This window comes from Streptomyces krungchingensis (genome assembly GCF_054729265.1).
In genome coordinates, this window is sequence record NZ_JBPUKY010000001.1 from 7,824,892 (window position 1) to 7,844,297 (window position 19,406).

Sequence of the window (19,406 nt, forward strand, 5' to 3'; positions counted from 1 at the left end):
TCCCGGAGGCGGGAGCGGCGAAGGTCACATCCGCGAGCCGCCCCCGGGCGGTGCCGTCGATCCCCGCGGCGTCAGCACCGGGGTGGGCACCGGGTGCGACGCGGGCTCCTCGCCGGTGATCACGCCGAACAACGTCCGCGCCACGTCCGCGCCGAAGCCGTGCACGTCGTGGCTCATGGCGGAGAGCGTCGGATGGGTGAGCCGGCACAGCTGGGAGTCGTCCCAGGCGAGCAGGGAGACGTCGCCCGGCACGCTCAGCCCCATCTCGGAGGCGACGGAGAGCCCGGCCACCGCCATGATGTCGTTGTCGTACACGATGGCGGTCGGCCGGTCCGGTGGCGCGGCCGACAGCAGCGAACGCGTGGCCCGCGCCCCGGCGTCGCCCGAGAAGTCGGTCGCCACCTGCCAGGACCCGGCGAGATCCAGCGTCCGGGCCGCCTCGTCGAAGGCCGCCGTACGGATGGTCGTGTGCCCCAGGGGCGCCGCACCGCCGACCCGGGCGATCCGCCGGTGTCCGAGCGCCGCGAGATAGCGCACGGCCTCGGTGACGGCGGTCGCGTCGTCGGTCCACACGGAGGTGAGGGAGCCGGTCAGCGACGGATGGCCGACGGCGACGGCCGGCATGCCGAGCCGCTCCACCGCGGCGACCCTCGGGTCGTCGGCGCGGAAGTCGACCAGGATCGACCCGCTGATCTGCTTCCCCTTCCACCAGGCCTCCTGGAGCCCGACCTCCTCCTCCAGGTTCCGTACGAGACGCAGCAGCAGTGAGCACGAACGCTCGGTCAGCACGCCCTCCACCCCGGAGATGAACTCCATGTAGAAGGGTTCGAGTCCGAGCTGCTTGGCCGGCCGGCAGATCGCGAGTCCGACCACGTCCACCCGCTGGCTGGACAGCGACCGGGCGGTGAGGTTCGGTGCCCAGCCCAGCTCCCGGGCCGCGGCGAAGATCCGGTCGCGGGTGGCGTCCGACAGGCCGGGCTTGCGGTTGAAGGCGAGGGAGACCGCGCCCTTGGACACCCCGGCGCGCGCCGCGACGTCCTTGATGGTGACGCGGGGGGTCGGCACTGTCGTCATCGGGTCGGCTCCACGCAGTACAGGGCGGATCGGGCGGCCGTCTCGGCCCGCTCGTCCAGAGTCTCCCAGCCCCGTACGCCGATCGTGACCCGTTCGCCGGGAAGCAGCGTGACCAGGCCGGTGTCGGCCTCGGCGGCCGGGTCGAGGCGGTCCGCCTGCAGCAGCAGGTCCCGGACGAGGGTGTGGGCCGTCACGGCCACCGCGCCCGGCGTGACCGTGACGTCGAACCGGGGCCTCGGGTAGGGGACTTCACGGTCGGGCACGGGAAAGTGCAGGGCCCGCAGCCCGTCCGCGTCGGCCACCAGGAACTCCTTCGGCCCGGCCGGCCGCAGCTCGGGCGGTACGGGAACCTCGCCGACAGCGCGCGCGGCGGCGGAGAGGCCGAGCGTCGTCTCGCCCGTCGTCACGCCCTCGACGGACATCCGCCGCAGCCTGAGCGTGCCCCGCCAGGGCTGTGCGGACTGGTTGACCGCGGCGAGCACCAGCCCGCCGGGCCGGGGCAGCAGCGTCAGGAGCCGGTCCGCGTAGAGCCGCCGCAGCTCGTGGTAGAGCGGCTTGGCGCGTCCGTCGCCGTCGATCGCGGCCCAGGACGTCACCGGCCAGCAGTCGTTGAGCTGCCAGAGGACCGTCCCGGCGCACACCGGCCAGTGCGCGCGCCAGTGCTCGATCCCGGCGGCCACCGCACGGGCCTGGTTGACCTGGTTGAGGTAGTGCCAGCGGTCGAAGTCGCCCTCGGGCGCCGGGAAGTGGCGGGCGAGTCCGCGCTCCAGCTTGCCGTTCCCGTCGTCGGCCTTCTGGTGGTGCAGCATGCCGGGGGAGTCGGAGGCGAGCGTCTCGCCGGGGAGCGCGCGGCGCAGCGTCGCGTAGGCGGGCGGTGCCTGCCAGCCGAACTCGGCGACGAAGCGCGGGACATGGCGGCGGTAGTCGGCGTAGTCCGTCCTGTTCCACACCTCCCACGAGTGGTGGGTGCCGTGCGCCGGGTCGTTGGGGTGGTGGTCCCAGGAGCCGGACCACGGGCTGCCCGCCGCGTACGGCCGCGTCGGGTCCAGCTCGGCCACCACCCGTGGCAGCAGTCCGAGGTAGTACCCCTCGCCCCACGAGTCCCCGGCCAGCCGTCGTTCCCAGTCCCAGTCCCTGAAGCCCCACAGGTTCTCGTTGTTGCCGTTCCACAGTACGAGCGAGGGGTGCGGCATCAGCCGTACGACGTTCTCCCGGGCCTCGGCCTCCACCTCGCCGCGCAGCGGCTGTTCCTCGGGGTACGCCGCGCAGGCGAAGGGGAAGTCCTGCCAGACCATCAGCCCCAGCTCGTCGCAGGCGTCGTAGAAGTCCTCGCTCTCGTAGATGCCGCCGCCCCACACGCGTACGAGGTCGACGCCCGCGGCGGCGGCCTGGCGGAGCCTGTGCCGGTAGCGCTCACGGGTGATCCGGGACGGGAGGGCGTCGTCCGGGATCCAGTTGACCCCCCGTGCGAAGAGCCGGACGCCGTTGACGACGAAGGTGAAGCCGCTGCCGTGGGCGTCGGCGCGGCGGTCCAGTTCCAGCGTGCGGAAGCCGATGCGGCGGTGCCACGCGTCGAGCGGGCCGTGCGCGTCGCTCAACGTCAACTCGACGTCGTACAAACGCTGTTCACCGTACCCGCGGGGCCACCACAGCTCGGGGTCCGGGATCTCCAGCAGGACCGTCCCGGACGTGCCGTCGATCGTCCCCGAGGCCCGCACCCCGCCGGACCGGGCCTCCACGGTGAGGCCTGCCTCGACCCTGGTCCGCTCGACGTCCACGGCCAGCTCGACGCGTCCGACGCCCCGTTCGACGGTCACCAGCGGCCGTACCCGGGCGATCCGCGCGGTCGACCAGTGCTCCAGCCGCACCGGGCGCCAGATCCCGGCGGTCACCAGCGTCGGCCCCCAGTCCCAGCCGAAGGAGCAGGCCATCTTCCGCAGGTACTGGAAGGGTTCGGGATAGGCGTTCGGCCGCTCGCCGAGCCGGTCCCGCACCGCCTCGGCCGCGCCGTACGCCGAGGTGAAGTGCACCGAGAGCGGGCCGCCGAGCCCGGTGACGTCGAAGCGGTAGGAGCGGTGCATGTTCCGGACCGATCCGAGGAGCCGTCCGTCCAGCCGGATCTGTGCGGCGGTGTCCAGGCCGTCGAAGACGAGGTCGGTCTGCTCGTGGCCGGATGTGGCGGGCAGGGCGACGTCGTACGTCCAGTCCCGCCGGCCCACCCACGCCACCTCGGTCTCGTTGCGGCCGAGGAACGGGTCCGCGATGACGCCCGCCGCCAGCAGATCGGTGTGCACACAGCCCGGGACCGCGGCCGGAAGCGCGGCTCCCTCGTGCCGCAGGGTCCATCCCTCGGTGAGCGGTGTGACGTCCAGCATGCGTACTCCCTAAACCGGTTGAGGCAGTAGACACCAGTGGCTGCGAAAGATTTCGGAATCGTTGGCGGAATAGTGACTTTACCGGTTTAGCGACGGCTGTCAGAGTGCCGAACCAGCCAACCGAGGTGAACGGAGCTGGTGCAGATGAACCGCCGCACGTCATTCGCCGGAACACTGCTCGCCGCCGCACTGCTGGCCGCGGGCTGCACGGGGAGCGGAGGCGCGTCGAAGGGCGCGGACGCCAAGGTCCCCGACGACCCCGCCAAGGTGTCCGGGACCATCAAGGTCCTCACCCAGCGGACCGATCTCGTGCAGGACGGCACGATGAAGAAGTACGCCGCCGAGTTCAACAAGACGTACCCGAGGGTCGAGGTCGAGTTCGAGGCCGTCACCGACTACGAGGGTGAGGTCAAGATCCGCATGAACACGGAGAACTACGGCGACGTCCTCATGATCCCGGCCGTGATCAAGAAGGGCGACTACCCCAAGTTCTTCGCCTCGCTCGGCACGTCCGCCGAGCGCTCCGGGAAGTACCGCTTCACGGACTTCACCACGGTCGGCGGCAAGGTCTACGGACAGAGCCCGATCGGCGTGACCCCGGGCTTCGTCTACAACAAACGGGTCTGGAAGGACGCGGGGATCACCGACTGGCCCACCACCCCGGCCGCGTTCGTCGACGACCTCCGGGCGATCAAGTCCAGGACGAAGGCCGTCCCGTACTACACGAACTTCAAGGACAAGTGGCCGCTCACGTCCTGGACGTCCGCCAACGGGTCCGCGAGCTGCGACACCGGGGCGACCACCGCCCTCGCCGACGGCGACCCCTGGGCCGAGGGCGCCGATCTGCGCGTCGCCGACACCCTGCTCTACGACGTCGTCCACGACGGGCTCGCCGAGAAGGACCCGACGACCACCAACTGGGAAGGCTCCAAACCGCGGTTGGCGAAGGGCGACATCGCCACCATGTGGCTCGGCTCCTGGGCGATCACGCAGTTCCGGGCCGCCGCCGAACAGGCCGGCACCGACCCCGACGACATCGGCTTCATGCCCTTCCCCGTCCAGGCCGGCGGCAGGTTCTGCGCCGTGGTGGCGCCCGACTACAACCAGGCGGTCAACGTCCACTCCGCCCACAAGGAGGCCGCCCGCGCCTGGATCGACTGGTTCACCGACCGGTCGGGCTACGCGGACGACAACCTGACCCTCTCCCCGGTCAAGGGAGCGCCGCTGCCGGACGTGCTGAAGCCGTACCAGGACGCGGGCGTGAAGTTCATCGAACTCGACGACACCGACGGAGCCACCGTCAAGGCCATCGACAACCAGTCCGAGGTCGGCATCTACGCCCCCGACTACCGCCAGAACCTCGTCGACCTCGCCCGCGGCGCCAGGAAGGGCAGCCTCGACGACTTCTTCGCAGACCTCGGCAAGCGCTGGAGCGAGGCGGCCCGGACCGTCGGGTCCGGGTCCTGATGAACGGCGACGACACCGGGACCGTGATGACGGACGCCCCCGGCACGGGGGCGCGGCCCGCGACGGCCCCGCCGCCCGCCGCCCGGGGGCGCGCCCCGCGCGGTGTACGCCTGTGGCGCGGCCTGACCCCCTGGCTCTTCCTCGCCGCCCCGCTCGCCCTGCTGATCACCTTCACGTACGCGCCCGTCGCCAACATGATCGCGTACAGCTTCACCGACTGGGACGGCGTCAGCCCCGACCTGCACTACACGGGCGCCGAGAACTACGTCGAACTCTTCACCCGGCCCGAGCTGTTCCAGGTGTTCTTCGTCAGCGGCTACTACCTGGCCGCCTCGGTCGTGCAGATCGCCGTCGCCCTCTACTTCGCGACGATCCTGAGCTTCGACGTGCGCTTCCGGAACTTCTTCAAGGGCGTGCTCTTCTTCCCGTACCTCGTCAACGGCGTCGCGATCGGCTTCGTCTTCCTCTACTTCTTCCAGGACGGCGGCACCCTCGACTCCGTCCTCGGCCTGTTCGGACATCACTCCGACCGGGCCTGGCTCGGCACCTCGGTGTCCGCCAACACCTCCCTGGCCGGGGTCTCCGTCTGGCGCTACACCGGCCTGAACTTCGTGCTGTTCCTCGGCGCGATCCAGTCGATCCCGGGCGAGCTGTACGAGGCGTCCGAGCTGGACGGCGCCCATCGATGGCACCAGTTCCGGTACATCGTCCTGCCCGGCATCAAACCCGTCCTCAGCCTCTCCGTGATCCTCTCCGTCTCCGGCTCGTTGTCGGCGTTCGACGTGCCGTTCATCATGACCGGCGGCGCGACCGGCACGGAGACCTTCGTGATCCAGACCGTGAAGCTGGCCTTCCAGTTCAACAAGACGGGCCTCGCGTCGGCGGCCGCGGTCGTGCTGCTGCTCATCATCCTGGCGGTGACGTGGGTGCAGCGTCGCCTCGTCCCGGACGACAAGGTGGATCTCGTATGACACTGCCGGGCACGACGCCCGCGCGCCGTCGCCGGGCCGCCCGCACCCTCACGTACCTGTCGCTCGCCGTCGCCTCCGTCGTCGTGCTGCTCCCGCTCGCCGTCGTCCTGCTCACCTCCCTCAAGTCCTCGAAGGAGATGGCGGACGGCAGCGGCGCGCTCGCGCTGCCCGACGACTTCCTGAACTTCCACAACTACGTGACGGCGTTCCGGGACGGCGGGATGCCGGCGGCGTTCGGCAACACGGCCTTCATCCTGCTCTTCTCCGTCACCGGCACGGTGATCATCGGCTCGATGGCGGCGTACGCGATCGACCGCTTCACGTTCCGCTTCAAGAAGCTGGTCGTCGCGCTCTTCCTGATCGCCACGCTCGTACCGGGCGTCACGACACAGGTCGCGACCTTCCAGATCGTCGACCGTTTCGGCCTGTTCGACACCCGCTGGGCACCGATCGTGCTCTACATGGGGACGGACATCGTGTCGATCTACATCTTCCTGCAGTTCGTCCGGTCCATCCCCGTCTCCCTGGACGAGGCCGCGCGCCTCGACGGCGCCAACGCCTTCACGATCTACTGGAGGATCATCCTGCCGCTGCTCAGGCCCGCCGTCGCCACGGTCGTGATCGTGAAGGGGATCACCGTCTACAACGACTTCTACCTCCCCTTCCTCTACATGCCGTCCGAGGATCTTGGCGTGATCTCGACGTCGCTGTTCCGCTTCAAGGGGCCGTTCGGGGCGCACTGGGAGACGATCTCGGCCGGCGCGGTGCTCGTCATCCTGCCGACCTTGATCGTCTTCCTGTTCCTGCAGCGCTTCATCTACAACGGCTTCACCCGGGGGGCGACGAAATGAGCACGGGCCGGGCCGCCGTCCGCGGCCCGGCCACCCGGGGCCCCGGACGTCCCCGGGGCCGGGGCGCCTCGGCCCCTGCGGTCGTCAGCCCTTGGGGGCCTTCGCCGAAAGCGCCGTCACCAGCACCGGGGCGACCTGCTCGACCTGCCAGGGCCGCGCCCCGTATCCGGTCAGCGCGGTGGCCACGGACGCCGTGTCCGGCGCCCCGGGCGGCTCCCAGCACACCCGGCGCACCGTGTCCGGCGTGATCAGGTTCTCCTGCGGCATGCCGAGCTCCTCGGCCAGCGCGGACACCGCGGCGCGGGCCGCGGACAGCCGCGCGGCGGCGGCGGGGTCCTTGTCGGCCCAGGCGCGCGGCGGCGGGGGGCCGGTCACCGGCTGGCCCGGCTGCGGCAGCTCGGCTTCCGGCAGGGCCTTCGCGCGGTCGACCGCGGCCTGCCACTGCTCCAGCTGGCGGCGCCCCATGCGGTGTCCGAAGCCGTTCAGCGCGGCGAGGGCGTGCACGTTGGCGGGCAGGCCCAGCGCCGCCTCGACGATCGCCGCGTCCCCGAGGACCTTGCCGGGCGAGACGTCCCGGCGCTGGGCGACGCGGTCCCGGGCCTCCCACAGCTCCCGTACGACCGCCATCTGCCGGCGGCGGCGCACCTTGTGCATCCCCGACGTACGGCGCCAGGGGTCCTTGCGCGGCGGGGCGGGCTCGGCCTGCGCGATGGCGTCGAACTCCTGCTGGGCCCACTCCAGCTTGCCCTGCCGGTCGAGCTCCTTCTCCAGGGCGTCGCGCAGATCGACGAGCAGCTCCACGTCGAGCGCGGCGTAGCGCAGCCAGGGCTCGGGCAGCGGGCGGGTCGACCAGTCGACGGCGGAGTGTCCCTTCTCCAGGACGAAACCGAGCACGCTCTCGACCATGGCGCCGAGGCCCACCCGGGGGAACCCGGCGAGCCGGCCGGCCAGCTCGGTGTCGAAGATGCGGGTGGGGACCATGCCTATCTCGCGCAGACAGGGCAGGTCCTGGGTGGCTGCGTGCAGCACCCACTCCACGCCGGAGATCGCCTCGCCGAGGCCGGACAGATCGGGGCACGCGACGGGGTCGATCAGCGCGGTCCCGGCGCCCTCGCGGCGCAGCTGCACCAGATAGGCGCGCTGGCCGTATCGGTACCCGGACGCGCGTTCGGCGTCGACGGCGACGGGGCCGGATCCGGCGGCGAAGGCGGCGATCACCTGCGCGAGCGAGGCGTCGTCGGCGATCACGGGCGGAATGCCGTCTCGGGGCTCAAGCAAAGGGATCGGCGCCGATTCGACGTCGTCCGGAGGGGCGCCTCCGGTGGTTCGCAGTGAGCTGTCTGCTGCGGTCTCTTGGGCGTCGGTCACCTGTCAAGGGTATCTGTGTATGGACAACGCCCGCCGACGGAACGTTCCGTCGACGGGCGTCTGGGGGTCGTAAACCAGTCAGGTCAGTGAAACATCAGGTTCACGGGCGGGGGACGGTCGGGGGCGGGGCGGGGTTCAGTGGATGATGCCGGTGCGCAACGCGACCGCCACCATCCCGGCGCGGTCGCCCGTGCCGAGCTTGCGGGCGATGCGGGCGAGGTGGCTCTTGACGGTCAGCGCGGACAGGCCCATGGAGACGCCGATGGCCTTGTTCGACTGGCCCTCCGCGACCAGCCGAAGGACCTCGACCTCTCGTCCGGACAGTTCGCGGTAGCCGCCCGGGTGGCTCGGGGCACCCGGGGGGCGGCGGTGCATACGGGCGGCGGCCGAGCCGATCGGTGCGGCGCCGGGCCGGGTGGGGAGCCCGACGTTTGTTCGGGTGCCGGTGACGACATAGCCCTTGACGCCGCCCGCCAGGGCATTGCGTACGGCGCCGATGTCGTCGGCGGCGGAAAGGGCGAGGCCGTTGGGCCAGCCCGCGGCTCGGGTCTCGGACAGCAGGGTGAGCCCGCTGCCGTCGGGAAGATGGACGTCGGCGACGCAGATGTCACGCGGGTTGCCGATTCGGGGACGGGCCTCCGCGACGGACGACGCCTCGATGACGTCGCGCACTCCGAGCGCCCACAGGTGGCGGGTGACGGTGGAGCGGACCCGGGGGTCGGCCACGACCACCATGGCGGTCGGCTTGTTGGGGCGGTAGGCGACCAGGCTTGCGGGCTGCTCGAGGAGAACGGACACCAGGCCTCCTGGGGTTCGGGACGGGACCGGCTCTGGGGATGGAGCCGGGACGAACCGTGCTTTCAAGGTCACAGACGTCTTCGGCACCAAACCCCTCGTCCTTTAGAGAATGATCACGATTTGGTGAGTAACAATCCGTGCAATTCGGACACGCGATCGATCATCCGAAGATCGAACCGAGTCGATCCGCGTCAAATCACGGCCGAAAGTGGCCGTATCGACAAAGAACCGGTAAGCGTGCGGTGAGAGACGGGCGCGTCGGCGTGCCCGGCCGAGGCCCGGAGGGCAAGGTCACCGCTGACGGCACCGGTACGGACCACTCCGGAGGTGAGGCGTGACGGAGCCGCCCCGAAGAGTGGCACGGCTGCGGAGCCCGCCCCGCCTGGCCGAGGTGCGACGGCTCACGGCGGGGCGGAGGTGGCCGCACTCAGCGGGACTGCGGGCCCCGGCGCTGCGGAAGGGTGACGATCGACCCGTCGCCCGGCCCGGCCGGCGGGAGTCCGGCGACCTGGCACAGCAGGTCGCACCACGCCGCGAGGTGCGCCGCCGTGTCCGGGACGCCCGCCAGTCCCTCGCGGGGCGTCCACGAGGCGCGGATCTCGATCTGCGAGGCGGCGGGGCGCTCACCGAGGCCGCCGAAGTAGTGAGAGCTCGCACGCGTGACCGTGCCGCTCGGTTCGCCGTACGACAGGCCGCGTGCCTGGAGCGCGCCGGTCAGCCACGACCAGCACACGTCGGGAAGCAGCGGATCGGCGGCCATCTCCGGCTCCAGCTCCGCGCGGATCAGGGTCACCAGACGGAAGGAGCCCTGCCAGGCGTCGTGCCCGGCGGGGTCGTGCAGCAGGACGAGCCGGCCGTCCGCGAGGTCCTCGTCGTCCGCGACGACCGCGGCCTCCAGCGCGTACGCGTGCGGAGCCAGCCGCTGCGGGGGACGCGTCGGGTCGATCTCGATCTCCGGCCGCAGTCGCGCGGCCCTCAGCGCGTCGACGGCCGCCCGGAAGGGCAAGGGAGCCGTCTCCACCGCATCACGGTCCCCCTCCTTCGCGTCGTCCATTCCGCCAGCGCCGTCCGACAGTCGTCCCTGAGCCGCAGCCATGCGGGGAAGGTTAAGGGGAACGGAGCCTTCGCGCAGGGAGAGACACCCGTGCGCGGGACCACTGTCCGGATCGTTCCGCGCGAACGCGCCCGCCCGCGCGCCGTGCGCCGGGGACCCGCACCGGCCGGGGGAGGGCGGAGCCCGGGACCTGGACGCCCGTACGCCGTGCGAGACTTTCCGTCGTGAGTGCCAACCACCGCCCCGCCGGGCAGCAGCCGACAGCCACGTACGAGTCCGCCTTCCTCAAGGCGTGCAGGCGCGAGCCCGTGCCGCACACGCCGGTGTGGTTCATGCGGCAGGCCGGCCGCTCACTGCCCGAGTACCTCAAGGTGCGCGAGGGCATCCCCATGCTGGAGTCCTGCATGCGGCCCGAGCTGGTCGCGGAGATCACGCTCCAGCCGGTCCGCCGCCACGACGTGGACGCGGCGATCTACTTCAGCGACATCGTCGTCCCGCTCAAGGCCATCGGCATCGACCTGGACATCAAGCCGGGCGTCGGCCCCGTCGTCCAGAACCCGATCCGCACCCGGGCCGACCTCGCCCAGCTGCGCGACCTGACCCCCGAGGACGTCCACTACGTCACCGAGGCGATCGGTCTGCTCACGGCCGAGCTCGGCCCCACCCCGCTCATCGGTTTCGCGGGCGCGCCCTTCACCCTCGCGAGCTACCTCGTCGAGGGCGGTCCGTCCAAGAACCACGAGCACACCAAGGCGCTCATGTACGGCGACCCGCAGCTGTGGGCCGACCTCCTCGACCGCCTCGCCGAGATCACCTCCGCCTTCCTGAAGGTGCAGATCGAGGCCGGCGCCAGCGCCGTCCAGCTCTTCGACTCCTGGGTCGGCGCCCTGGCACCCGCCGACTACCGCCGCTCCGTCATGCCCGCCTCCACGAAGGTCTTCGACGCCGTCGCCGGGTACGGCGTGCCGCGCATCCACTTCGGCGTCGGCACCGGTGAGCTGCTCGGCCTCATGGGCGAGGCGGGCGCCGACGTGGTCGGTGTCGACTGGCGCGTCCCGCTGGACGAGGCCGCCCGCCGCGTCGGCCCGGGCAAGGCCCTCCAGGGCAACCTCGACCCGGCGGTGCTGTTCTCCACGACCGAGGCCGTGGAGGCCAAGACCCGCGAGGTGCTCGACGCCGCCGCCGGTCTCGAAGGCCATGTCTTCAACCTCGGCCACGGCGTTCTGCCGACCATGGACCCCGACGCCCTGACCCGCCTCGTGGAGTACGTGCACACCCAGACCGCCCGCTGACCGGGGAGCCCCTCGGTTCACCGGCCCGCGCTCACGGCCCGCCGCCTCACCAGCTGTGCCGCGCCCGCCTGCCCCACAGCAGGCGGCGTGGTTCGGGCGGCGGCGGTGTGCCGGGACGCAGCGGCCAGGCGAGCAGCATGCCGGTGAGGAAGCCGACCACGTGGGCGGCGTACGCGACCGTTCCCGCGGTCGAGACACCGCTCCCGGACGAGTACACCGCCTGGAGCACGAACCAGAAGCCGAGCACGAGCCAGGCCGGCAGACGCAGCGGCAGGAAGACCAGGAACGGGACGAGGACCCAGACCCTGGCTCTCGGATAGAGCACCAGATAGGCCCCGAGGACCCCGGCGATCGCTCCCGAGGCGCCGATCAGGGGGTCGCCCGAGTCGTCGTTGAGCAGCGCGAAGCCGTAGGCCGCCGCATAGCCGCAGGCCACGTAGAACAGCGCGAAGCGGACATGGCCGAGGCGGTCCTCGATGTTGTTGCCGAAGATCAGCAGGAACAGCATGTTGCCGAGCAGGTGCAGCCAGCCTCCGTGCAGGAACATCGCCGTGAACACCGACAACGGCGGCGACTTGTCGTAGTCCGGCGGAGCCACCACGCAGCCCATGCCGTGCGGCCCGGCACCGGTCTGTCCCGTCGGCACCAGCCCCGGCATCTGATGATGGATCAACTCCTGTGGCACCGCGGCGTAGTGGTCCAGGAACGCCTGGAGATGGCACAGCTGCGACAGCCCGCTGTCCCCCGCCGCCGAGCCGGCCAGGCCGGGAGTGTAGAGGAACACGAGGACGTCGGCGGCGATCAGCGCGTACGTCACATACGGCGTGCGGCGCACCGGGTTCACGTCATGGACGGGGATGACCACAAGGAACTAGTGCCCTGGATGCCGACGCCGAATGCGCGCGCCCCCGGGGCGTCCCGGCTGAACGCCACCGTGTTCTCGTCCGTATGTCTCCTCAACCGCCCGCGGCGCGGTGCAGACGTGACACGCGGAAGACGTGAGGACACAGGCGATGAACGACCGAGTTGCTCCTGCGATGCACGCCCTGCCCGACGGCGAGGCGGAGATCGCCCTGGTGCTGCACCTGCCCTGGGAGGACGTCGCCGCACTCGGCCAGGAGGCGGGTCGGCTCGCGGCGCGGATGCAGCGTCCGGTGACTCTCGACGAGGCCGTCAGTCACCGGTTGCGCAGCAGCAGGCCCGCTGCCCACGCGAAGCCCGCGCAGTCGCCGCCCGCGGTCGGTGCGGCGGCCTCCGTCTCGTCGTCCGCGGTGCCGTCCGCGTCCATTTCGTCGCTGCCTGCGCGGCCGCCTGCGGAGCAGGCTCGGCAGGCCATCGACCGGATCAACGGGAGTGCGGGGCACGAGTCCGCGTAGGCGCGTTGCCTCGCGGGGCGGGGTGCGGTGCCCGGCGTTCGTGGCCGGGTCCGCGGGCCCCGCGCCGCGGTGGGGTGCGGTCCGTTGTGGACCGCGGGTCGGTTCGTGGCTGGGCGCGCTGTTCCTCGCGCCCCTGGCCGGGTGACGTCTGTGTGCCTGTGCGGGTGCGTCGTGGCTGGGCGCGCTGTTCCTCGCGCCCCTGGTGGGTGTGGGCTATCGGGTGGTGTCGCGTACTGCTGTGACTGCCTTGCGGGCTGCCACCAGGATGGGGTCCCAGACGGGGGAGAAGGGCGGGGCGTAGCCGAGGTCGAGGGCTGTCATCTGTTCCACCGTCATGCCCGCGGTCAGCGCCACCGCCGCGATGTCGACGCGTTTCGCCGCGCCCTCGCGGCCGACGATCTGCACGCCCAGCAGGCGCCCGGTGCGGTGCTCGGCGAGCATCTTCACGGTCATGAGCGCTGCCCCCGGGTAGTAGCCCGCACGGCTCGTGGACTCGATGGTCACGGTCTCGAACCGGAGGCCCGCCCGGAGGGCGTCCTTCTCGCGCAGGCCGGTGCGGGCGATCTCCAGATCGCAGACCTTGCTCACCGCCGTGCCGACGACACCCGGGAAGGTGGCGTACCCGCCGCCCACGTTGGACCCGATGACCTGCCCGTGCTTGTTGGCGTGCGTGCCCAGCGCGATGTGCCGTTCGCGTCCCGAGACCAGGTCGAGCACCTCGACGCAGTCGCCGCCGGCCCAGATGTCCGTGTGGCCGCGCACCCGCATCGCCAGGTCCGTGAGCAGCCCGCCGTGCTCGCCGAGCGGCAGCCCGGCGGCCTCGGCCAGCGTCGTCTCGGGACGTACGCCGATGCCCAGCACGACCACGTCCGCCGGGTACTCGGCGTCCTCGGTGGCGACGGCGCGCACCCGCCCGTCGTCACCGGTGAGCACCTTGGTGACCTCGGCGTCGTCGACCATGGTGATGCCCAGGCCCTCCATGGCCGTGTGCACGAGGCGTCCCATGTCGGGGTCGAGCGTGGACATGGGTTCCTTGCCGCGGTTGACGACCGTGACCTCGTAGCCGCGGTTGATGAGCGCCTCGGCCATCTCCACACCGATGTAGCCCGCGCCGACGACCACCGCCCGCCGGCCCTCCGTGCCGGCCAGCGTGTCCAGCAGGGCCTGGCCGTCGTCGAGCGTCTGCACCCCGTGCACGCCCGGGGCGTCCATGCCCGGCAGGTCCGGGCGGACCGGACGCGCGCCGGTCGCGATCACGAGCTTGTCGTACGCCGTCCACTCCTCGGCCCCGCTGTCGAGGTCCCGGGAGCGCACCCGGGCGCCGGCGACGTCGATCTCCACGACCTCCGTGCGCATGCGCAGATCGATGGCGCGTTCCCGGTGCTCCTCGGGCGTCCGCGCGATCAGCTGATCCCGCTCGGGGACGTCACCGCCCACCCAGTACGGGATGCCGCAGGCCGAGTAGGAGGTGAAGTGGCCGCGTTCGAACGCCACGATCTCCAACGCGTCGGGCCCCCGCAGCCGGCGTGCCTGTGACGCGGCGGACATGCCCGCCGCGTCACCGCCGACCACGACCAGTCGTTCCCGGGCCCCGCCACTGCTGCTCGTACGGCTCATGTCCATGCGAACACGCTACGGGGGCCGGGCATTTCAGTCCTCCTCGCCACCCGTCGCCGAGCCGTCGGCCCGCACCGGACGTGCCACGGGCAGGGACCCGGCGCCCGCCGCCGGTGCCGGGTGCGTGGCGGTGCGGCGCGGCAGCCGGGGCCGTACCAGGCGCACCCACACCAGGACGATCAGCGCCAGGCCCACCGCGAAGGGCAGCACCGCCCCGAACGCCAGGGCGATCCAGCGCAGCATCGTGACCAGCACGTGCCAGCCGCCGGTGAGCGCGTCCACGAAGCCCGGGTCCGCGTCCTTCTTCTCGGCCTTCTTCACCGGCGTCTCGGACAGCGACAGGGTGATCGTGGCCAGACCGGTGCGGTCCTTCAAGGACGCCTGCCGGGCGAGCAGCGCCTCCAGGTCGGACTCGCGGCTGCTCAACTCCCCTTCCAGCGTGACCACGTCACTGAGCTTGGTCGCCTTGTCCATCAGCTCCCGGACCCGCGCCACACTGGCACGCTGGGACTTGATGCGGCTCTCCACGTCCACGACCTGGTCGGTGACGTCCTGCGCCTTGGCGGTCCGCTCGACGACCTTGCCCGTGCCCTCCAGGTCGGAGAGCACCTGCTCGTACCGGTCGGTGGGCACGCGCAGGACGACGCGCGTGCGCTCGTGGCCCCGGCCGTCGCGGGTCGTGGTCTCGTTGCCGACGTAGCCGCCCGCGTCCTCCGCCGTGGCACGGGCGTCGTCGAGGGCCTTGGGCACGTCCTTGACCTGCACGGTCAGGGAGGCGGTGCGGATGATGTGGCTCGGGCTCACCTTGGGCGGCGCGGTGGCCCTGGATCCGTTCGAGCCGCCGCGGCCCGTGGCGCCCGAGTCCTCCTGCCCGGCCTGCGCGGCGGCGGCCTTGTCGTCGGCGGCGGCGCCACCGCCGGCCTTGTCCGCCGAGTCGTCGGCGCCGCTGCATCCCGCCAGAGCGAGCGCGGACGCGAGGAGCACCCCGGCCAGGACCTGGACGGGACGTGCGGAGCTTCGTATGCGCATGTGGGCCTACCCCCGAGGGTCGTGTCGACTCGACTGACGCTCCTTCGACGCACGACCGGACCGGGACGTTGGTCCCGTCCGGTCCCGATGCGGTCACGGTCAGGACTCGTGCCGGACACCGGACGCGCGGCGGGTGGCCCCGGCGCGGTCTGAGAGGGTGGAGGCATGCGCGAAGAGGACACTCGTACGGGTTCGGGACATGTCGTGGTCGTCGGAGGCGGGATCGCGGGTCTGGCCGCCGCCCACCGCCTGCTGGACCGCGGCGTACGGGTCACCGTCCTGGAGGCCTCCGACCGCGTCGGCGGCAAGCTGCTGCCCGGCGAGATCGCGGGCGTCCGGGTGGACCTGGGCGCCGAGTCGATGCTCGCGCGCCGCCCCGAGGCCGTGTCCCTCGCCCGCGAGACCGGCCTCGCCGACCGCCTCCGGCCGCCCGCCACCGCGACGGCGTCCCTGTGGAACCGCGGCACCCTGCGCCCCATGCCCAAGGGACACGTGATGGGCGTCCCCGGCACCGCGTCCGCGCTCTCCGGCATCCTGTCCGAGGAGGGCCTGCGCCGCATCGGACGCGACGCCGACCTGCCCCGCACCGAGGTCGGCGACGACGTGGCGGTGGGCGAGTACGTGGCGGCCCGCCTCGGCCGGGAGGTCGTCGACCGCCTGGTCGAACCCCTCCTCGGCGGGGTCTACGCGGGCGACGCGTACCGCATCTCGATGCGCCTGGCCGTGCCCCAGCTCTACGCCGCCGCCCGCACCCACACCTCCCTCACGGAAGCCGTCCGCGACATCCAGGCCAAGGCCGCCGCGGCGCAGCAGACCGGACCGGTGTTCATGGGCATCGAGGGCGGCGTGGGGCAACTGCCCCTGGCGGTCGCCGAGTCGGTGCGCGCACGCGGCGGCGAGATCGTCACCGGGGCCGCCGTGACGGAGCTGCGCCGGGTCGGCGGCGCGGCGGACGGGGCCGCCGGGCCGCACACCGGCTGGCGGGTCATCGCCGAGGACCGCGTGCTGCACGCCGACGCCGTCGTGGTCGCACTGCCCGCCGCACCCGCCGCCGCCCTGCTGCGCGCCGAGGCGCCCGCCGCCGCGTCCGAACTGGCCGCCGTGGAGTACGCCTCCATGGCGCTCGTCACCCTCGCCTACCGCCGCCGGGACGCCGCCCTCCCCGAGGGCAGCGGCTTCCTCGTCCCGCCGGTCGACGGGCACACCGTCAAGGCGTCCACGTTCGCGTCCCAGAAGTGGGGCTGGATCGCCGAGGACGACCCGGATCTGCTCGTCCTGCGCACCTCCGTCGGGCGGTACGGCGAGACGGAGGTGCTCGGCCGGGACGACGCCGGCCTCGTGCGGGTCTCCCGGCACGACCTGCGGGAGGCGATCGGCCTCGCCGCCGAGCCGGTGGCGACGCGGGTGACGCGATGGGACGACGGACTGCCGCAGTACCCGGTCGGGCACCACGCGCGCGTGGCCCGCGTCCGCGAGCACATCGGCAAGCTCCCCGGCCTCGCCGTGTGCGGCGCGGCCTACGACGGCGTCGGCATCCCGGCCTGCATCGCGAGCGCGTACGCGGCCGTGGACCAGCTCGGCGGCGACCGCGCCGGTCTGGAGGCGCTCAGAGCGAACCCGGTGCAGAGCCTGCACGGCGGAGCGGGAGAATAGGCACATGAGTGACGACGCCCCCACCACCGAGCCCGGCAGGATCCCGAACAAGGGCAAGCTGGCCAAGGACCTCAACGAGGTCATCCGCTACACGCTGTGGTCGGTCTTCAAGCTGAAGGACGTGCTGCCCGAGGACCGCGCGGGCTACGCCGACGAGGTCCAGGAGCTGTTCGACCAGCTCGCCGCCAAGGACGTGACGATCCGCGGCACCTACGACCTCTCCGGCCTGCGCGCCGACGCCGACCTCATGATCTGGTGGCACGCGGAGACCGCCGACCAGCTGCAGGAGGCGTACAACCTCTTCCGCCGCACCAGGCTGGGCCGCGCCCTGGAGCCGGTCTGGTCGAACATGGCGCTGCACCGGCCCGCCGAGTTCAACCGCTCGCACATCCCGGCGTTCCTCGCCGACGAGACGCCGCGTGACTACGTCAGCGTCTACCCCTTCGTGCGCTCCTACGACTGGTACCTGCTGCCCGACGAGGACCGCCGCCGCATGCTCGCCGACCACGGCAAGATGGCCCGCGGCTACCCGGACGTGCGGGCCAACACGGTCGCCTCGTTCTCGCTCGGCGACTACGAGTGGATCCTCGCCTTCGAGGCCGACGAGCTGCACCGCATCGTCGACCTCATGCGTCACCTGCGTGCCTCCGAGGCGCGGATGCACGTCCGTGAGGAGATCCCGTTCTACACCGGCCGTCGCAGGGACATCGCCGATCTGGTCGCGACTCTGGCCTGATCAGGGAGCCTGCCGGGCGGCCTCCTGCTCGTCGGAGCGCGTGGGGCCGCCGGGGTGCTGCGCGTCCCGCGGGCCCTGCGCCCGGCCGCCCTGCCCGGCGGACTTCCGCTCCGACGGCTTCGGTTCCGCGTGCGGCGCGCACTCCGCGTGCCGCTCCGGCAGCCGTCCCGTCAGCAGATATGCCTCCAGGTGACCGTTGACGCACTGGTTGGCGCCGCCCGCGACACCGTGCGTGCCCGCGTCCCGCTCCGTCACCAGCACCGAGCCGGACAGCCTGCGCCGCAGCTCCAGCGCCCCCTCGTACGGCGTCGCCGCGTCCCGTTCCGCGGCCAGGATCAGGGTCGGCGGCAGCTCCCCGGGCAGCGTCCGCACCTCCAGCGGCTTCTGCCGCGGTACCGGCCAGTAGGCGCAGGGCAGGTTCATCCACACGTTGTCCCAGGTCTCGAACGGCGCCACCCGCGCGAGGCGTGTGTTGTCGCGGTCCCAGGTGCGCCAGTCGGTCGGCCAGGGCGCGTCGTTGCACTCGACGGCCGTGTATACCGCGTTTCCGTTCTCCTGCTCGGCGGCCGTCTCCGGGTGCGGACCGGCCGCCTCGATCAGCGGCTTCGGGTCGCCCTTCAGATACGCGGACAGGGCCAGGGCGCGCTGCGGCCAGTAGTCGTCGAAGTACCCGGCCTCCAGGAACGCGCCCTGCAACTGCGCCGGCCCCACCGTGCCGCCCGCGGGCTGCGCGGCGAGCTGCGCGCGCGCCTTCTCGTAGCTGTTCAGCACCTCCGCGGGCGTGGTGCCGAGTCCGTAGACGTCGTCGTGCTCGGCGATCCATGTCCGGAAGTCCGTCCAGCGGGCCTCGAACGCGGCCGACTGGTCGAGGTTGTTCCGGTACCAGATCTTGCCGGGGGCGGGGTTCACCACCGAGTCGAAGACCATCCGGCGGACGTGCGAGGGGAAGAGCGTCGCGTAGAGGGCACCGAAGTACGTCCCGTACGAGGCCCCCATGTAGGTCAGCTTCGGCTCGCCGAGCGCGGCACGCAGCACGTCCAGGTCGCGGGCGTTGTTGAGCGAGGTGTAGTGGCGCAGGCCGCTGCCCGAGCGCCGGGCACAGCCCTGCGCGTACGCCTTCGCCTCCGCGATGCGCTCCTTCTTGTACGACTCCGAGGGGAAGGTCGGCGCCAGTGAGGGAGCCTTGACGAACTGCTTCGGGTCCTCGCAGGACAGCGGGGCGGAGCGTTCGACGCCGCGGGGTGCGTAGCCGACCAGGTCGTAGGCCGCCGCGACGCGCTGCCAGTCGGGCAGCGTGCCGATCAGCGGGAAGTACATGCTGGACGCGCCGGGGCCGCCCGGGTTGTAGACGAGGGCGCCCTGCCGCGGCACCTTGCGCTTGGAGTTCTTCGCGTCCTTGCCGGTGGCCCGGGCCCGGCTGACGGTCAGCTTGATCTTCTTGCCGTCGGGGTGGGCGTAGTCGAGGGGCACGGTGACCGTGCCGCACCGGACGCCGCCCGGCAGGCCCTGTTCCTCGGCGCACGTGCCGAAGCGGATGCCCGCGGCGGCGGCACGCTGGGCGGCGACCGCGGTGCCGCGCGTCTCCGCGGAGCCGGCCGCGGCCCGCCCGGCCGGCGTGCCCCCCGCTGCCGGGGCGCCGACGAGGGCGGTCAGGAGTACGGACCCTGCGGTTCCGTAGAGGACGGCGGCTCTCATCGGGCATCCCTTCGGCTCGCGGCAGCGACAAAGGGGATGTTTCGTTTGCG

Annotated in this window: 16 protein-coding genes; 7 read left to right on the plus strand and 9 right to left on the minus strand. The window is 72.1% G+C overall.

Translation table 11 applies throughout. The features are described 5' to 3' along the window. Positions 1–24: 24 nt before the first annotated feature. Complete coding sequence (locus ACSYGO_RS34210) at positions 25–1,074, minus strand: LacI family DNA-binding transcriptional regulator (RefSeq protein WP_432176299.1); 1,050 nt, start codon at positions 1,072–1,074, stop codon at positions 25–27. Next, positions 1,071–3,449: a glycoside hydrolase family 2 protein gene (locus ACSYGO_RS34215; protein WP_432176298.1), complete on the minus strand. Its 2,379-nt coding sequence runs from the start codon at positions 3,447–3,449 to the stop codon at positions 1,071–1,073. Before ACSYGO_RS34215 ends, ACSYGO_RS34210 begins: the two co-directional genes overlap by 4 nt. A gap of 144 nt (positions 3,450–3,593) precedes the next feature. Here ACSYGO_RS34215 and ACSYGO_RS34220 point away from each other — a divergent pair, with 144 nt between their 5' ends. The 3 genes from ACSYGO_RS34220 to ACSYGO_RS34230 are packed head-to-tail and all read left to right on the plus strand — an operon-like array spanning position 3,594 to position 6,738. Then, positions 3,594–4,916: an ABC transporter substrate-binding protein gene (locus tag ACSYGO_RS34220; RefSeq protein ID WP_460388852.1), complete on the plus strand. Its 1,323-nt coding sequence runs from the start codon at positions 3,594–3,596 to the stop codon at positions 4,914–4,916. Continuing rightward, the gene (locus ACSYGO_RS34225; RefSeq protein WP_460388854.1) at positions 4,916–5,887 is read left to right on the plus strand and encodes a carbohydrate ABC transporter permease; all 972 of its coding nucleotides are present in this window, start codon (positions 4,916–4,918) and stop codon (positions 5,885–5,887) included. The genes ACSYGO_RS34220 and ACSYGO_RS34225 overlap by 1 nt, the downstream gene beginning before the upstream one ends. Further along, positions 5,884–6,738 (plus strand): carbohydrate ABC transporter permease, encoded by an 855-nt coding sequence (locus tag ACSYGO_RS34230; protein WP_460388856.1) that lies wholly within the window; start codon positions 5,884–5,886, stop codon positions 6,736–6,738. The genes ACSYGO_RS34225 and ACSYGO_RS34230 overlap by 4 nt, the downstream gene beginning before the upstream one ends. 84 nt (positions 6,739–6,822) lie before the next feature. Here ACSYGO_RS34230 and ACSYGO_RS34235 read toward each other — a convergent pair whose 3' ends face one another. From ACSYGO_RS34235 to ACSYGO_RS34245, 3 genes are all read right to left on the minus strand, one after another. Further along, entirely contained in the window at positions 6,823–8,106 is a 1,284-nt protein-coding gene (locus tag ACSYGO_RS34235) for an HRDC domain-containing protein (protein WP_426681488.1), read from the minus strand. A 135-nt stretch (positions 8,107–8,241) separates the two neighbouring features. Further along, entirely contained in the window at positions 8,242–8,904 is a 663-nt protein-coding gene (locus ACSYGO_RS34240) for a response regulator transcription factor (RefSeq protein WP_019073943.1), read from the minus strand. Positions 8,905–9,331: 427 nt separating this feature from the next. Next, positions 9,332–9,958 (minus strand): DUF3000 domain-containing protein, encoded by a 627-nt coding sequence (locus ACSYGO_RS34245; RefSeq protein WP_426681511.1) that lies wholly within the window; start codon positions 9,956–9,958, stop codon positions 9,332–9,334. Between the two features lie 224 nt (positions 9,959–10,182). On the opposite strand from ACSYGO_RS34245, the gene hemE reads away from it, so the two are divergent. Further along, positions 10,183–11,250 carry a uroporphyrinogen decarboxylase gene (gene hemE / locus ACSYGO_RS34250; RefSeq protein ID WP_426681489.1) on the plus strand — a complete coding sequence of 356 codons (1,068 nt, stop codon included), beginning with the start codon at positions 10,183–10,185 and terminating at the stop codon, positions 11,248–11,250. 46 nt (positions 11,251–11,296) lie between these two features. Here hemE and ACSYGO_RS34255 read toward each other — a convergent pair whose 3' ends face one another. Next, entirely contained in the window at positions 11,297–12,115 is an 819-nt protein-coding gene (locus ACSYGO_RS34255; protein ID WP_432176295.1) for a rhomboid family intramembrane serine protease, read from the minus strand. 148 nt (positions 12,116–12,263) lie between these two features. Between ACSYGO_RS34255 and ACSYGO_RS34260 the strand changes: the two genes are divergently transcribed. Continuing rightward, complete coding sequence (locus tag ACSYGO_RS34260) at positions 12,264–12,626, plus strand: hypothetical protein (protein WP_426681491.1); 363 nt, start codon at positions 12,264–12,266, stop codon at positions 12,624–12,626. A gap of 213 nt (positions 12,627–12,839) precedes the next feature. On the opposite strand, the gene ACSYGO_RS34265 is transcribed toward ACSYGO_RS34260, so the two are convergent. Together ACSYGO_RS34265 and ACSYGO_RS34270 are read right to left on the minus strand one after the other, a co-directional pair. Next, positions 12,840–14,249 (minus strand): FAD-dependent oxidoreductase, encoded by a 1,410-nt coding sequence (locus ACSYGO_RS34265; RefSeq protein WP_426681492.1) that lies wholly within the window; start codon positions 14,247–14,249, stop codon positions 12,840–12,842. A gap of 27 nt (positions 14,250–14,276) precedes the next feature. Further along, positions 14,277–15,272 carry a DUF4349 domain-containing protein gene (locus ACSYGO_RS34270; protein ID WP_460388860.1) on the minus strand — a complete coding sequence of 332 codons (996 nt, stop codon included), beginning with the start codon at positions 15,270–15,272 and terminating at the stop codon, positions 14,277–14,279. A gap of 165 nt (positions 15,273–15,437) precedes the next feature. Here ACSYGO_RS34270 and hemG point away from each other — a divergent pair, with 165 nt between their 5' ends. Beyond that, a complete protein-coding gene (gene hemG, locus ACSYGO_RS34275) occupies positions 15,438–16,925 on the plus strand; it encodes a protoporphyrinogen oxidase (protein ID WP_460388862.1) in 1,488 nt (495 codons plus the stop codon). A gap of 4 nt (positions 16,926–16,929) precedes the next feature. Then, positions 16,930–17,661, plus strand: a complete 732-nt coding sequence (gene hemQ / locus ACSYGO_RS34280; protein ID WP_426681495.1) for a hydrogen peroxide-dependent heme synthase — start codon at positions 16,930–16,932, stop codon at positions 17,659–17,661. Here the strand turns inward: hemQ and ACSYGO_RS34285 are convergent, their stop codons facing one another. Continuing rightward, complete coding sequence (locus ACSYGO_RS34285; RefSeq protein WP_432176292.1) at positions 17,662–19,356, minus strand: alpha/beta hydrolase; 1,695 nt, start codon at positions 19,354–19,356, stop codon at positions 17,662–17,664. Between the last annotated feature and the right edge of the window lie 50 nt (positions 19,357–19,406).